A 13,444-nucleotide genomic window follows, 5' to 3' on the forward strand; every position below is an offset into this window, starting at 1 on the left:
AAATGGCAGTAGGTAACGTAACAAATTTAGGCATCGGCACAAAAAATAGCGGACTGAATGACGATCTTATCAAAAAGCTAAAAGAAGCAGACGAAGCAGGACAGATCAAACCTTTAACAAAAAGGCTAGAAAGAAATGACCTAAAGCAAAAAGACCTTGCAGCGCTAAAAACTCTAGTTAGCAACGTAAACGTAAGTGGCAAAACACTTGGTGGAGAGGCACTTTATCTAAAAAGAACTACAAATAATGCTGGCAAAAGCGTAACAGCCTCAGCGGCAAATGGCGTTAGCGTACAAAATTTTAGTATCGATGTGCAAAAACTTGCTCAAAAAGATACATTTCAAAGCTCAAATTTCAAAAACGCTTCAAACTTAGTAGGTGCAACAAATAACGGCTCTTTTGACGTTGAGATCGATGGACAAAAATTTTCTATTAGCGTAACTAGATCAACCACATATCAAGATATTGTAGACAAGATAAATGATATTAGTCGTGGTAAATTGCAAGCTAGAATTTTAAATGTTGGCGGAGATAAGCCAAATCAAATCATGCTTCAATCAGGCAACACTGGTGCAACACAGACTATTAAATTTTCAAATGATACGGCTGGCGTTTTAGATAAGCTTGGCTGGGATAGTACGCAGTTTCAAGATAAAGATGCAAATGGCACTCTGCTAACAAATCCTGATGGCACACCAAAGATGACATCAAATTTTGAAAAGAATAGAATTTTAAAGGCACAAGATGCGGAATTTACATATAACGGAGTAAATGTAAAAAGAAGCAAAAATACCTTCAACGACTTAAGGCCGGGAATTTCTATTACATTAAATGAAACCGGCAAAACAAACGTAAGCGTCTCTCAGGATACAAAAGAGGTAATAAAAGCGGTTGAAGAATTTATCAAAGACTACAACCTAATGACTATGAACCTTGGTATAGCCACAAAATATGACGAGGAAAAGGGAGCTGGCACTTTCCAAGGCGTTAGCGAAATTTCAAGCTTAAGATCAAACATTGGTCGTCTTGTAAATGGACAAGATAGCGAAGGCAAAGCATTAAGCAAATATGGCATAGTGCCTGATAAAGACGGACAACTTCAGCTTGATCTAAATAAACTAAATGCAGCTCTTAGCAAAGATCCTGAAGAGATTCAGAAATTTTTCATGGGATCAAATAAGATCGAGCCGATAAGTTATATGGGAGCATCGACTGTTAGCGCTGGAGCACTGGACATAAAAGCTGGTGATCTTACGATAAACGGTAAGTCAGTTACATTCTCAACTACTGCCACAGCCACAGCCGAAGAGAATGCGCTAAAGCTTCAACAAGCCATAAATGACGCTGGTATAACTGGAGTTACAGCTAGTCTTGATAAGAGTGGCAAAAGAATCGTCTTAAAAAGAAGCGATGGTGAAAATATCGAGGTAAAAGGCAAAAATTCAGCCTTAACAGCTCTAGGTATGAATGAAGCTACTATAAATCCAGTAACCAAAAAGACAGATGGGCTATTTACAAAGCTAGCTAAAATGCTTGATGGTGTCGTTGGTAAAAGTGGTACGATGGTTGCTATGCAAAATCAGTTAAAAGATGAAAATGAGTCGATCACTAAAAACAAAGAGAGCACACAAAAGCTTTTAGATGAGAAATACACAACAATGCAAGAGCGTTTTATCAAGTATAACGCTATCATCGCGAGTTTAGAAAATCAGTTCTCAACACTAAAATCAATGATCGATGCAGAGATAAATAGCAGAAAATAAGAGAGAAAGATGAATCAAAGTGCATATAGTGCATACGCACAGTCTAGTTTTGGGGGCATTGAGTCCCCAACTAAATTAATAGAAATGCTTTATGACGGAATTTTAAAATTTATATTTCGTACCAAAAAGGCTATAGAAGCTGGAGATATAGAAAAAAAAGTTTATTATATAAATAGGACAAACGCTATTTTTGTTGAGCTTTTAAATTCACTTGATTATTCTCAAGGCGACGTAGCCCACTATCTTAGCGGCCTTTATACAAGACAGATGCAGCTTCTTGCTATGGCAAATATACAAAACGATATCGCAGCTTTAAATGAAGTAACAAATGTTGTAAAGCAACTATCTGAAGCATGGAGAGAGGTAACTTCAGGTGAATAGTTGGATCAATGAATTTAAATTAGCATTGATAAACGAAGATACAGGCAAGATAGCTGCTTTATCAGAAAATTTTAGTGAGGATATGTTTACAAGCCTAGCTCTAGCGCAAGAAGCACAAGCACTTATTGGCGGTGCAATAGAGCTTTTAAAAAACAAGTCTTCGCACATCCAAAATGAGCTTATAAAACTACAAAAAGCTCAAAAATACGTAACAAACTAATCAATTTTTATAAATTTAAAGGCACGGCGTTAAGCCGAGTTCTGTCTTGAGCGATCATTTATCTACGCTTGCTTTTACAAACAAGCTCTAGCGAAGGGTTTTAATATAAGACCAAAACCATCCCTTCTTGCTGCAGGTTGGGTTTATATGGCCACGCAAGTTACCAAGCGTGCCGGTGGGCTCTTACTCCGCCGTTTCACCTTTACCGCCGAAGCGGAAGTCTACTTTCTGTTACACTATCCCTTAGGTTTCCCTAGCCATCCGTTAGATGGAACCTTGTCTTATTGCAGCTCGGACTTTCCTCTTTTGTAAAAACAAAAGCGATCGCTTACCGTGCCAGAGCGAAATTATAGCGGCTTTGGCTTAAATTTCTAGCTTTTAAAACTTTAAACTTTATGTTTTTTATTTAAAAATAAATAGAGCACTTTGAGTAAATATTTAGCGCAAAGAACGTATAAAATTTTATCTCAAAGCGCGATAAATTCAGCATTATTTATAGGTCGTAAATCGTACAAGTTCCCAAATTTCTCCATTATCTCGTGCGTGGCCTGCGTAAAAGGCTCGCAGCCAAAGTGCGGCACGACGCAAAAATCAACCAAATTTAACCCCGTAAAATCGCTCGTTTTTACGCTATTTTCATCCATTAGCGTAGCATATTTCGTATCCGGAGCCGCCGCGATCGCTCCCGCCGACTCACCGACGTAAATTTTGCCCGCTTTGACTGCATTTTTTATAGCTTGCCAGACGCGCGATTTTCGCAGCTCGTTAAGCAGATAAAATGTATTTCCGCCGCTTATATAAATGATGTCGCACTGACTAATGGCAGATAAAATTTCATCGTTGCAAAATAGCTCATCTTTCTCAGATACTGGCACAGCTAAACTCTGGGCGCAAGAGACGTCAAGGTGTCTTAGCTTCGAACCAAAATTTTCTAAAATTTCCACCGCTTCATCTACATAAAAATTTACCTCTTCAAATTTTGCTGCCGTATCAATAAAAACAACGTGCTTGCCTTGAAAATCTATCACTTCATTAATTTTGCTCGCAACCTCCGCAAAATAAGAGCAAAGAAAAATATTTGCCATTTTTAATCCTTTTAAAATATAAATTTGCAAACCCATTATATCCAAACGAGCTTAGAAACACTTGTGTTTCGCGTCGCCAGCGCATCTTGCTTTACGGGTAAAATTTAGCGATTTTAGGATAAGGATCTTGGCGCAAAAATTTGATAAATTTAGCCACAAATTTAAATTTAAAACAATAAAGTAAAGTATTTTTGTACCGCTTGGCTCACAGCTTTTAAAGAGCGTCAGGCGAGGTGAATTTTGATTTGTGAAATTTAAACTTAAAAGTTAAGGCGAAGTTTTGCGAGATGGTTTTAAGTGTTTTCTGTGTCACTATGCTCGTAGCTAAACAAAAGAAATAAATTTCGTCCCAAGATAAGGTATACAGCCTATCGCGGAGCAAAATTTATACTCTGCTTACACTTGCGAGCATAGATGCAAAAATCATTTAAAAGCGCTCGCAAGACGAGTCGCCGCCCTACTCAAAGATATTTTTATGCAAGATTTCTTCTAGCACAACAGTCGCGTAGCTACCTTTTTGCAGTGTGAAATTTATCGTAAAGTGCGCCTTTTCCTCGTTGTATTTATAGCCCGCATCCTCCAAATAACACCACGCAAAGCGCCTAGAACCCGTCATTTTAGCTTTGTATTCATTTGCTTGCGCGAAAATTTGATCCTCGACCATTCTCGCCGAGCCCTGCGCCTCATACGCCTTCGCACCCGCTATCAGCCCGCAGCTAGTGATATCTCTATCGTCAAAGCGCGCGCCCTCCGCGTCCAAATCCTCGCACAAAAAACATTTGCCGTGAGGGTAGTGGCCCAAAACTTCGCCCTCTATCAGTTTAAAAAATCTCTTTTGCGATTTTAAATTTTTCAAAATCGCGTTATCAAGATACGGGTAAATTTGAGCTAGCTCTCCTAGGCTAAAATCCTGTGCAAACCTCGAAATCTCCACGCGTTTGCTAAGCCAACGGTTAAAAAGATCGCTCTGATATGCCGAGATCAAAAAGTCATTTAGCTTTACATTTTTACTCTTTTTGCCGTTTATCGTCCCGTCTTTAAGTAGCTCAAGCCCAGTTTCGGCATTGTCGCCAAATTTACCAAAACGCTGATAGCCAAAATAGTTTGCATAGCCCATTTTATTGATACTAACAAATGCTTGCTCTAGCTTTTTGGCATTACTTGGTAGCACCTTTTTTAAGCGGATAAAAAAGCTATTTCCCTTTAGATGTCCGATGCGAAGCTTATTTTTATGCACATTTAGGCTTAAAATTTTCATCTTTTCGTGGCTAAAGTTTGCAAGTACGCTCTCAAATTTACGCGGCATCGAGATAAACTGCGTCGTCATGCCCTGTTTGTCTTTTAGTCCCGCATAGCCAAAGTCGCGCATTTTAGCTCCTGTAACCTCGCTTAAGACATGCAAAGCCTCCTGCGTCGTCATATCTTTTTTAGAAATTTCAACGATCAAGTGCTCGCCATCCCCGCTAAACTCGTAAAGTGGTATCTCACGCACGACAAAATCATCTGAATTTTTAGAAAAATAGGCCTCAATAGGTGCATGAGTGAGTGCGTAAAGAGGCTTAAAAGTGGTGGTTTCTTGCATTTTGTTTTAACCTTTTATTTGAAATTTTTGCAAAGATATTAATCTTTGTCCGTATTTTTGCGGCGATCCTTTTGATGGCATTTAAATTTTTAGGACTAAAAGTAAATAAAATTTCATACTCTTCACCGCTACTAAGCTCAAATTTACTTAGTTTTTTTGTAAATTTAGCACCCTTTTTGCTAGTCTTTAAAAGCTTAGCAAGATCGGCATTTAGCCCATCTGAGATATCCATAGCGGAGTTTATAAGATGAGCTGCTTTGTAGAAAAATTTATCTCTTAAAATAGGCTTTTTAAATCGTGAGTTTTTTGAAATTTGAGCTAGCCTTAGAAGCGAATTTAGCCCCTTTTTGCTACCTCCAAGCTCGCCAGTAAAAGCCACTAGATCGCCAAATCTCGCATTTTTTCTAAGCACAGCTTTGCCATTTAGCTCGCCAATTACACTAACGCTTATATTTAAAATTTTGCTACTTATCGTGTCACCACCGATTATCTTTACGCCAAACTCCTCGCAAGCTCTGTTTATGCCGCCACTTAGCTCTTTGATTTGCTGCGGCGAGAAATTCTTTGGCAAGCTAAGTCCAAGAAGCGCAAATTTTGGCCTAGCATTCATCACGATCGTATCTGAAAAATTTACGATCATCGCCTTGTAGCCGATCTCTTCAAGGCTTAGCCAGCCATGCTTAAAGTGCGAATTTTCAGCAAAAATATCCTTGCTAAAGACCTGCTTGCCAAGCACAGCCGCATCATCGCCAATATAAGCGTTACCAAAGCATTCAATCGTGAAATTTTCTTTATCCATCTGGCCATTATAATGAAACTCCTTTTAATTTTAGGATAAAATAAGCCAAAAAAGGAGCCAAATGCAAAAAATAGAAATTTTTAGATTTAATGCAAAAAAGGATATTTTGTCGTATTTTAAACCATATTTTTTAGAAATTTTAAGTTACGCAAACCTTGACGAGCTATTTTTGCATATTAAAAAGATTGATCCGTATTTTCAGCCAACAACCGGCTTTGTGAAAGTAAATGATGTCGTAGTGAGCACTGCTGAACCATTAGTAAATTTATATGAGAAATTTACAGGCGAACTTGTGATTTCGCCACTTGATGAAAAAAGAGCGGTTTTAGATCTTGAGATAAATAATGACGATTTTTGGGAGAAATTTAAGCCATTTGATAAATTTTGTGATCGAGCAGACAAAGAATTTTATGCGAGCTTAAAGTCATATTTTTATGCTGATTTTGTGAGAGAATACGAGCCAAATTTTATAGGTGCAGCGGCCATCATACTAGCTCATCATCTTTATAAAAAAGAAAAAAATGATGAGATCATGAGGTTTATCAACAATAAAAATGGTATTTTGATAGCTTGTAAGATTGATGATTTTATCTTTAGTGGAAGCGAAATTTATACCGAAGCGATTAGGTTTTTTAAAGAAATTTTAGGGATAAAAGAGGATGAAACCTCAAAAAATGAGCTTGAAAAGATAAAGAGCTTGGATAAATTTAAAGAGTTTAAAATAGCCGTAAGCGATAAAATCCCTGCAAATTTAGATAAATTTAGAGCAAATTTTATAAATCTAAACATAAAATTTCCTTGTGGATTTGAGCTTTTAAAAGTCAACGAAAAGCTTGCATTTGCACTTGTAAGCAAGACCATTTTTAATGCGTTTGATAGCGGGGCTGATTTTTTACTAGCTAGCAATGAGGCTGAGTTTTATATGTTTGACACGCTTTCAAAAAAGCTTGAAAAATTTGCAAACAGAAGTTTGCAGGATTTTTATATTTTAAGAGTTAGCGAACTGATCGAGCTTGAAAATGGCAAAATTCCAGCAAGCCTAAAAGAGCATACGCTAAAAGCAAATCTAGTCTAACCTAAAAATTTATTTTTGCAAAGTTGCATTTTGCTCACTTAAGGCTTCTTCTTTTTCGTCTTCTTGTCTTATCTCATCGTACCTTGCTTTGGCGTTTTCATAAACACCAACTGGTAGGCTTATGTTTAAATCGTCCCTTAAGCTCATCACATCATCACAAGCATTTTGGTAGCCAAGGTCGCAACTTTTCATATAATAACTCACGCCAAGCTCGATATTTGAGTGTTTTTTTAGATCACTATCCATTTGCTCATTTATCTCTTCATTTACAAACATATCACCCAAAGCCTCGCACGAAAGCACATCTTTTTGCTCACAGCCATCATAGAAAATTTCATACGCAGTTGCGTAATCTCCGGCATTTAGCGCCTCAATGCCTCTGTCATAATCATCAATATCAAAGCCAAATGCTAAATTTAAAGCTAGGATTAAAAAAACTATCTTTTTCATATAAAGCTCGGTGCGTCGTTTGAAAATAGTATGAGATCGCCGGCACGCGTATTTTGAGCTAGAATTTCTTGCATTTTATTTTTATCCTTTAAGATGATGATCTTTGGCTTTACGATGTACTTTAGTAAAACTTCGGCGTTTAGCGAGCTTGTGATGATAACAAGGTCAAAAATTTCATTTATCACCTTGGCTAAATTTGCATTTTGCTCTGCATCGCTCTCGACGATACCAGGTGTTAGCAGCACTTTTCTGCCAGCGTAGGTGCTTACAAGCTCGTAGCTTGCACTCATGCCTGAGAAATTTCCATTAAAGCTATCATCAATTATCAGCTTGCCACCAGCCTCGATCTTGCTTAGGCGGTGCTCTACGTTTTTCATCTTAGATAGCGCTCTATCTACCGCCTCATCGCCCATTTTTAGGTATTTTGCCACCTTGATGCAAACGGCTAAATTTGTAGCGTTAAATTTGCCAAGTAGCGGCGAGGCGTAACTCTTGTCACCAAGCGTAAACGAAATTCCATCTAAATTTGCATTTATATCTTTTAGACTTTCATCATAAATTTCTATATTTTGGCTTGGCTCTTTTTTTGTCGAACTATGTAAAAATGCCATCTGCAAACGAGTGCTTTGAAGTGCTTCAAGCTTGGTAGAGCGGATATTATCAAGCGTTTTAAAATACTCAATGTGTTGCGCGCCGATCTCACCTACGATGACGATTTGCGGGTTTAGAATTTTTGTGATTTCTAAAATGTCGCCCTTTAGCCTAGCACCTGCCTCAGCGATGTAAATTTGCGTTTGCTCGCTTAAGTTTTCATTGATATCTTTGATGATGCCAGCCATTGTATTTACGCTGCGAGGCGTCTTGTAGCAGACGAAGCTATCTTTTAAAATTTCAAAGAGGAAATTTTTGATGCTAGTTTTGCCGTAGCTTGCGGTGATTAGGATTATCTTTAGCTCTTTGTTTGCGCCGAGTTTTTTAAGCGCCTTGTTTTTAAATCCTTGAAATTTTATCTTTTCTAAAATTTCACTAAAAAATAGGCTCACAACCAAGACAAAAAGTGGCATCGGAGCCAAAAACGCCTTGTGGATGATAAAATTTAAAGCGTAGTTTAAGATGATAGCGCAAGCAAGGATCACAAAAAAGTGCTTGATCCTGGCGGTAAAGACTAGCTTTTTATCAAGTTTTTTGTGCCAAAGATAAAGAGCTGGCAAAAGAGCAAAGTAAAAATAGATAAAAAACCACTTGCCAGTCGTGTAAAAAAGCACCAACGGCACAATAAAGAAAAAGACGTGCCAAGCGGGCTTTGTGAAGTGAAAGAGTACGCGCTCAGGCCTATATGAAAACCACTGAAAGCAAGTGATCACATAAAAAGCAAGCGCAAAGATAAATAAAACTGTGCTTATGTTTAAAAATATACTCATCTTATCTCCTCGATCCCGCTCTCATCGTCGTCTAGCACGACATTTTTTGCTTCATTTGGCTCAAATTTTATCCCTTTTTCTATCTCGTCACTTATAAATTTAGCGTGGAGCAAAAAGAAAAAATGATCGCCACTAAGCGGGAAAAATGAGCTATTTTTGATAAATCTATCTATGCTCTCGCCGCTTGTTATAGGTGTTGCCTTGTCATTTTCTCCCCAAAATATAAAAGCCTTGCCGCTAAAGCTGGCAAAATACTTCGTAAAATCCTCATCAACGACGTTTTTTAGGGTCTCATACATCACTCTGCTCATGCCGCTCACATCTTTTGTGGCAAAGAGTTTGTAAAATTTACCAAAGCCAAATATCTTTAAAATTTTAAAAATTGCTATCTTTGCTCGCACGATAAATGGCTTTTTGACGACTATACCAGCAGAGCTTAAAAGCACTAGATATGGTGGTTTTAGAAGCGTTGCTACCTTGCCGCCAAAGCTATGACCTACGATGATATCTGGCTTTATGCCAAGCTCACCACAGAAATTTTCAACGATTTTTGCATAATCACTTGTTTTTAACGGATCAATAATAGAGCTTTTACCAAAGCCTGGCATATCGATATAAACGTGGCACAGTTCGCTCAAATATGAGCCAAATGCCTTTTTCATTATCTCTTTATTAGCGCCCCAGCCGTGCAAGAAAAGCACTATTTTTTTGCATTTTGGATTTACTACTTCGTAGCTGATCTCATACTCGTCTGAGCCGTATTTTACCGTCCTACTCGCCATCGTTCTCTCTTTTTTTTGCAGCATAAATGCTCTCAAGCACGCTCACTGCTTCGCAAAGACGCTCATACTCTTCCATATTTAAAAGTACAGCTTCAAATTTATTATTTTTAACAATGACCGCTCTTTTTAATTCATTAGCTCCCACGCGAGAGAGCACTGAACTAAAATTTCTAACCACTTCAGTTGCCGTATAAATTTCGTCTTTTGTAAAAGTTACCATTGTCGCTCTTTGTGTAAAATTTTACGTAAAATATCACAAACTACTTTATAATCTACTAAATGGTCTAAATTTTCCCGCGACCTTTTACTGAAGTGATCGAGTTTATAAAGCTATAATCGATCTTTATATTACGCTCTCTTGGAAGTGAGTTTGCAAGAGCATTTAAAGTGCTCTCAAAATCCTCAAATAGATAGTTTGCAAGGCTTCCTGGGTTTGGATTTATCTCATTTAGATAGACCTCATCATCTATCACAAAAAAGTCGCATCTAATGATCGCTCCATCAAATCCACAATCATAAATTTTTGAAAAGTTAAATTTAAGCTTTTGTTTTAGCTCCTCAGAAATTTCAGCCTCTTTCACCTTGTTTTCATTTGAAAAGCTAAGATACTTTTGCTCATAGTCAAGAAATTCTTTCTTTTTTGGCTCTTCGATGATAGAAAATTTTATCTTTCCATCTATCTTACAGCCTGCGAGGTTATACTCTTTTACCCCCTTTATAAAAGGCTCGACAAGCACATCTTTATCAAACTCAAATGCTACGTCTTTTGCATAAGCTAGCTCACTGGCGTCATGCACTATGTTTACACCGATGCTGCTTCCAAGTCTTGCTGGCTTTAAGATAATAGGATAGTGAAATTTTGGCTGGCTCTCACGAGTTAGCATCTCATAGTCAAGCGCCTTTACACCAGCTTTTTGCGCTAGAAATTTAGTAAGCTCTTTGTTGTAGCTAAGTGCGCTTGCTTCAAGCCTTGGACCTATATATTTTATGCCGTAAAAGTCAAAAAGTGCTGCTATCTTGCCATCTTCGCCATCCATGCCGTGGATCAAATTTATAATGACATCGCACTCTACTTTTTTATCGCCAAAAAGAGAGTGTATGAAAAATCCGCCTTTAGATAAAATGAGCTTTTTTGAATTTTTGTATTTACCAGAGCTAAAAAAATTTGCTCTCATATCTTTTTGCTCGATAAGATAAAAATCTCTATTTGCGTCGCAAAATATAAATTTTAGCTCTTGTTTTAGGACATTTTTTAAAACTATCGCACTAACTATGCTTATCTCATGTTCATAGCTCTTTGCTCCAAATATCACACCTAAATTCATCTTTTTATCCTTATCCTAATTTCTTTAATGCTTCTTTTATAAGATCACTCGTATTTTCACTCTTGCACTCAGGCAAAATTTTCACTATCTTCTCACGTTTAAAGCCAAGCGCCTCAAGTGCCAAAAGTGCCTCATTTTGATAGCTTGGCACGCTCTCGTCACTTATTAGTTTTGCGTCGCTTAGCTCAGCTATGATGCGTCTAGCAGTCTTTGGTCCGATACCTGGCACACTTTTAAAGGTATCTGCATCGCCGCTTATTATGGCACTTGTAAATGCCTGTGAGCTAAGACTTGAGCAAACTGCCATAGCCGTGCTAGCTCCGATGCCATTTAATTTAATAAGCATCTCAAACATCTTTTGCTCATTTGCATCCAAAAAGCCGTAAAGTAAATTTGCGTCCTCTCTTATGATCTGTGTTATGGCAAGCTCGACTTTTTCGCCCTTGCTAAGCTTGGCTGAGCAAAAAAGCGAAATGAAAATCCCATAACTTACGCCGCTATTTGTCTTAAGTATCACAAATGCGGGATCTTTTTTGCTGACGATACCTTCGATCGCTTTTATCATCCTTTAACCTTTTATTCTTAGAAATTTGTATCTGTGTAGTCTTCTAATTTATTTGACTTTTTGATCTTATACTCAGCCTCATCGCCATCGCCGATCTTCTCCAAAGTAATAGCATGAGCGGTTTCATTTTGCTTTGAGATATAAGTGACATTTTGCGGAGGATCAACGATAACAAATCTAATCTCATTTAATTCAACCCAGTTGCCTCTATTTATCACTTTTGCAGAAAATATTCCATTTTGCATGATCTCAAGCTCATCTTTTAGAGTAGCTAGCAACTCTTTTTTATCTTTAAAAATTTTTAGCAAAGTGTTGTATTCATTGACTAGACCTTGATACTCTTTTAGCTTTTTCATAAAGGTAACTGGCGGTATCACTTTAGCTTTTGAGAGCTCTTCTACCTTTGCTTTTATGGTATAAATCGAGTCTTTATTTTCATTTATGACATTTTTCTTTGTTTCAATATTTTTTAGAAGCGAAGCAAGCTCTGCTTTTGTATATTCGATCTTATTTAATTGCTCTTGCGTAGCCTCAGCACTCTCAGGCATTTTACTGGTATCGATTATAAATTTATTGTCAGTGCCTCTTAGATATCTTACGTCTATTAAGTGTGAAGCTGTGATAGTGCAGTTTGAGCCAAGCGTATTTATTTGGATATTTTGAGCAGTTATAGAGCCACCAACGACGCTATTTATCTTAACTCTTTTTGCTACGATATTTCCGCCTTCTAGCCTATCTATCTCGACATTTTCAGCTTCAACCTTACCGATATGGATAGAAATTTTTGCATTCTTTGCATAAATTTTAGCCTTTTGGTGTGTTTGACCGCCGATTATTACTTCATTTGCTTTAACCATCGCATTTGCGCCGACATTTCCTTTTACCTCTATCTCGTCAGCCTCCACGATGATGCCAGTGCCGATGGCGTCTTTTATAGTATCAGTTTCCCTAACCACCAAAGTCACATTTGTATCAGTACCTGCTTGAATAGAGCCAGTTGTTTTAAAATTTGCTTCATTTATCTCTATACGCTCTTCGATGTCAAATGAGCCATTTTTCTCAACTACATATCCTGATTTTTTAGCGATATATATTATGCTATCGTCATTTTCTACTCTCTCTATATTTTCGCTTATACTTATTTCTTTGCCAGTATCTTCTTTTGGCTTTTCTACTGCTAATAATTTACCTCTCGCATCACGGCCATTTTGCCCCTCGTGAGACTTTTTCTCTTCCATTATCACTTCATCTTGTGCCACGCCAAAAACAAAACCTCTATCAGCGTAATCAATCTTATCTTCCTCTTTTATCGCATCAAGCTTATCTTTGTAGTAGTAAAGTATCTTTGCATCGGTAGCTTTTTTTGGATTTATACCTTGTGTTATGTTTAGTATGTAGTCTTTATCAAGTTCGCCCTTTACATGCACAACTGAGGCGATTTGTTTTAGCTCGTCTTTTAGTTTGCCGATCCTTATACCTATTAAAATTTGAGCTTTCATAAGCTGTTTGGCGATATATTCAAAAAGTTTATCTTCGTAATGCTGTTCGTATTCACAATCTTTTGTAGCTTTTACCTTTGCGACTACTTTTGTAACTGTTGAATTTACACCGATTTCTATCTTTGGAAGCTTTGGTACAGCATTTAGCCTAACATCAAAAAATTCCACGTCATAGACCTGCTCGATCTCTAGTGTCTCGTCAAGATAAAATGCATTATCATCAAAAAAGTCTAAATTTTCTTCAGGGACAAAAACTGGCTCTTCATTATCTTTATTTTTATAATAAGTCAAAATATCTAAAATTTTAAAATCTATAAATTCTACCGGTACGCTGTGTTGCTTGCTTAGTTCTTTAAGCGATATATAAGGCGTTGAAGTTTGAATTTGCGTTGGCGGTAAAAATCTCTCGTTTTCTTGCACGTTCTCGCTCAAAATTGATCCATTTCACATAAAATTTGGCTCTTATTATCGCCAAAATTTTATTAAATTTGGGTTAT

14 protein-coding genes and 1 other RNA gene are annotated in these 13,444 nt (G+C 37.3%); 4 read left to right on the top strand and 11 right to left on the bottom strand.

Going from position 1 to position 13,444, the window contains the following annotated elements; translation table 11 throughout:
* Positions 1-2: 2 nt before the first annotated feature.
* Genes fliD through CVS93_RS08215 form a run of 3 tightly spaced genes read left to right on the top strand, consistent with a single transcriptional unit; the run spans position 3 to position 2,364 of the window.
* A complete protein-coding gene (gene fliD, locus CVS93_RS08205) occupies positions 3-1,763 on the top strand; it encodes a flagellar filament capping protein FliD (RefSeq protein WP_107687263.1) in 1,761 nt (586 codons plus the stop codon).
* A 9-nt stretch (positions 1,764-1,772) separates the two neighbouring features.
* Positions 1,773-2,144: a flagellar export chaperone FliS gene (gene fliS / locus CVS93_RS08210; protein WP_035167483.1), complete on the top strand. Its 372-nt coding sequence runs from the start codon at positions 1,773-1,775 to the stop codon at positions 2,142-2,144.
* A complete protein-coding gene (locus CVS93_RS08215; RefSeq protein ID WP_107687264.1) occupies positions 2,137-2,364 on the top strand; it encodes a hypothetical protein in 228 nt (75 codons plus the stop codon). The genes fliS and CVS93_RS08215 overlap by 8 nt, the downstream gene beginning before the upstream one ends.
* Before the next feature lie 14 nt (positions 2,365-2,378).
* On the opposite strand, the gene rnpB is transcribed toward CVS93_RS08215, so the two are convergent.
* The 4 genes from rnpB to CVS93_RS08235 form a co-directional block, all read right to left on the bottom strand.
* Positions 2,379-2,704, bottom strand: an RNA gene (rnpB, locus tag CVS93_RS08220) — RNase P RNA component class A.
* A 127-nt stretch (positions 2,705-2,831) separates the two neighbouring features.
* Positions 2,832-3,449: a Type 1 glutamine amidotransferase-like domain-containing protein gene (locus tag CVS93_RS08225; protein WP_159071530.1), complete on the bottom strand. Its 618-nt coding sequence runs from the start codon at positions 3,447-3,449 to the stop codon at positions 2,832-2,834.
* A gap of 457 nt (positions 3,450-3,906) precedes the next feature.
* Positions 3,907-5,031, bottom strand: a complete 1,125-nt coding sequence (gene truD, locus CVS93_RS08230; RefSeq protein ID WP_087585977.1) for a tRNA pseudouridine(13) synthase TruD — start codon at positions 5,029-5,031, stop codon at positions 3,907-3,909.
* The gene (locus CVS93_RS08235) at positions 5,009-5,830 is read right to left on the bottom strand and encodes a thiamine-phosphate kinase (RefSeq protein ID WP_107687266.1); all 822 of its coding nucleotides are present in this window, start codon (positions 5,828-5,830) and stop codon (positions 5,009-5,011) included. The genes truD and CVS93_RS08235 overlap by 23 nt, the downstream gene beginning before the upstream one ends.
* 61 nt (positions 5,831-5,891) lie before the next feature.
* Between CVS93_RS08235 and CVS93_RS08240 the strand changes: the two genes are divergently transcribed.
* Complete coding sequence (locus CVS93_RS08240; RefSeq protein WP_107687267.1) at positions 5,892-6,905, top strand: hypothetical protein; 1,014 nt, start codon at positions 5,892-5,894, stop codon at positions 6,903-6,905.
* Between the two features lie 9 nt (positions 6,906-6,914).
* Here CVS93_RS08240 and CVS93_RS08245 read toward each other — a convergent pair whose 3' ends face one another.
* The 7 genes from CVS93_RS08245 to CVS93_RS08275 form a co-directional block, all read right to left on the bottom strand.
* Positions 6,915-7,355 carry a hypothetical protein gene (locus CVS93_RS08245; RefSeq protein ID WP_107687268.1) on the bottom strand — a complete coding sequence of 147 codons (441 nt, stop codon included), beginning with the start codon at positions 7,353-7,355 and terminating at the stop codon, positions 6,915-6,917.
* Positions 7,352-8,776 carry a Mur ligase family protein gene (locus CVS93_RS08250; protein ID WP_107687269.1) on the bottom strand — a complete coding sequence of 475 codons (1,425 nt, stop codon included), beginning with the start codon at positions 8,774-8,776 and terminating at the stop codon, positions 7,352-7,354. Before CVS93_RS08250 ends, CVS93_RS08245 begins: the two co-directional genes overlap by 4 nt.
* A complete protein-coding gene (locus CVS93_RS08255; RefSeq protein WP_107687270.1) occupies positions 8,773-9,558 on the bottom strand; it encodes an alpha/beta fold hydrolase in 786 nt (261 codons plus the stop codon). Before CVS93_RS08255 ends, CVS93_RS08250 begins: the two co-directional genes overlap by 4 nt.
* Entirely contained in the window at positions 9,548-9,778 is a 231-nt protein-coding gene (locus CVS93_RS08260) for a type II toxin-antitoxin system Phd/YefM family antitoxin (protein ID WP_087584583.1), read from the bottom strand. Before CVS93_RS08260 ends, CVS93_RS08255 begins: the two co-directional genes overlap by 11 nt.
* A 64-nt stretch (positions 9,779-9,842) precedes the next feature.
* On the bottom strand, positions 9,843-10,883 hold the full coding sequence (locus CVS93_RS08265; RefSeq protein WP_107687271.1) for a D-alanine--D-alanine ligase: 1,041 nt from the start codon (positions 10,881-10,883) through the stop codon (positions 9,843-9,845).
* Between the two features lie 10 nt (positions 10,884-10,893).
* Entirely contained in the window at positions 10,894-11,448 is a 555-nt protein-coding gene (gene ruvA / locus CVS93_RS08270) for a Holliday junction branch migration protein RuvA (RefSeq protein WP_107687272.1), read from the bottom strand.
* 17 nt (positions 11,449-11,465) lie between these two features.
* Positions 11,466-13,379, bottom strand: coding sequence for a flagellar assembly protein A (locus CVS93_RS08275; protein WP_107687273.1), 1,914 nt, complete (start codon positions 13,377-13,379; stop codon positions 11,466-11,468).
* Between the last annotated feature and the right edge of the window lie 65 nt (positions 13,380-13,444).

This window comes from Campylobacter concisus, assembly GCF_003048535.1.
Classification (GTDB): Bacteria; Campylobacterota; Campylobacteria; order Campylobacterales; family Campylobacteraceae; genus Campylobacter_A; species Campylobacter_A concisus_S.

Bases quoted from the DNA above. Each gene is read 5' to 3' on its own strand.
- fliD (WP_107687263.1), top strand. From the start codon at position 3: ATGGCAGTAGGTAACGTAACAAATTTAGGCATCGGCACAAAAAATAGC.
- fliS (WP_035167483.1), top strand. From the start codon at position 1,773: ATGAATCAAAGTGCATATAGTGCATACGCACAGTCTAGTTTTGGGGGC.
- CVS93_RS08225 (WP_159071530.1), bottom strand. From the start codon at position 3,449: ATGGCAAATATTTTTCTTTGCTCTTATTTTGCGGAGGTTGCGAGCAAA.
- truD (WP_087585977.1), bottom strand. From the start codon at position 5,031: ATGCAAGAAACCACCACTTTTAAGCCTCTTTACGCACTCACTCATGCA.
- CVS93_RS08235 (WP_107687266.1), bottom strand. From the start codon at position 5,830: ATGGATAAAGAAAATTTCACGATTGAATGCTTTGGTAACGCTTATATT.
- CVS93_RS08240 (WP_107687267.1), top strand. From the start codon at position 5,892: ATGCAAAAAATAGAAATTTTTAGATTTAATGCAAAAAAGGATATTTTG.
- CVS93_RS08245 (WP_107687268.1), bottom strand. From the start codon at position 7,355: ATGAAAAAGATAGTTTTTTTAATCCTAGCTTTAAATTTAGCATTTGGC.
- CVS93_RS08250 (WP_107687269.1), bottom strand. From the start codon at position 8,776: ATGAGTATATTTTTAAACATAAGCACAGTTTTATTTATCTTTGCGCTT.
- CVS93_RS08255 (WP_107687270.1), bottom strand. From the start codon at position 9,558: ATGGCGAGTAGGACGGTAAAATACGGCTCAGACGAGTATGAGATCAGC.
- CVS93_RS08260 (WP_087584583.1), bottom strand. From the start codon at position 9,778: ATGGTAACTTTTACAAAAGACGAAATTTATACGGCAACTGAAGTGGTT.
- CVS93_RS08265 (WP_107687271.1), bottom strand. From the start codon at position 10,883: ATGAATTTAGGTGTGATATTTGGAGCAAAGAGCTATGAACATGAGATA.
- ruvA (WP_107687272.1), bottom strand. From the start codon at position 11,448: ATGATAAAAGCGATCGAAGGTATCGTCAGCAAAAAAGATCCCGCATTT.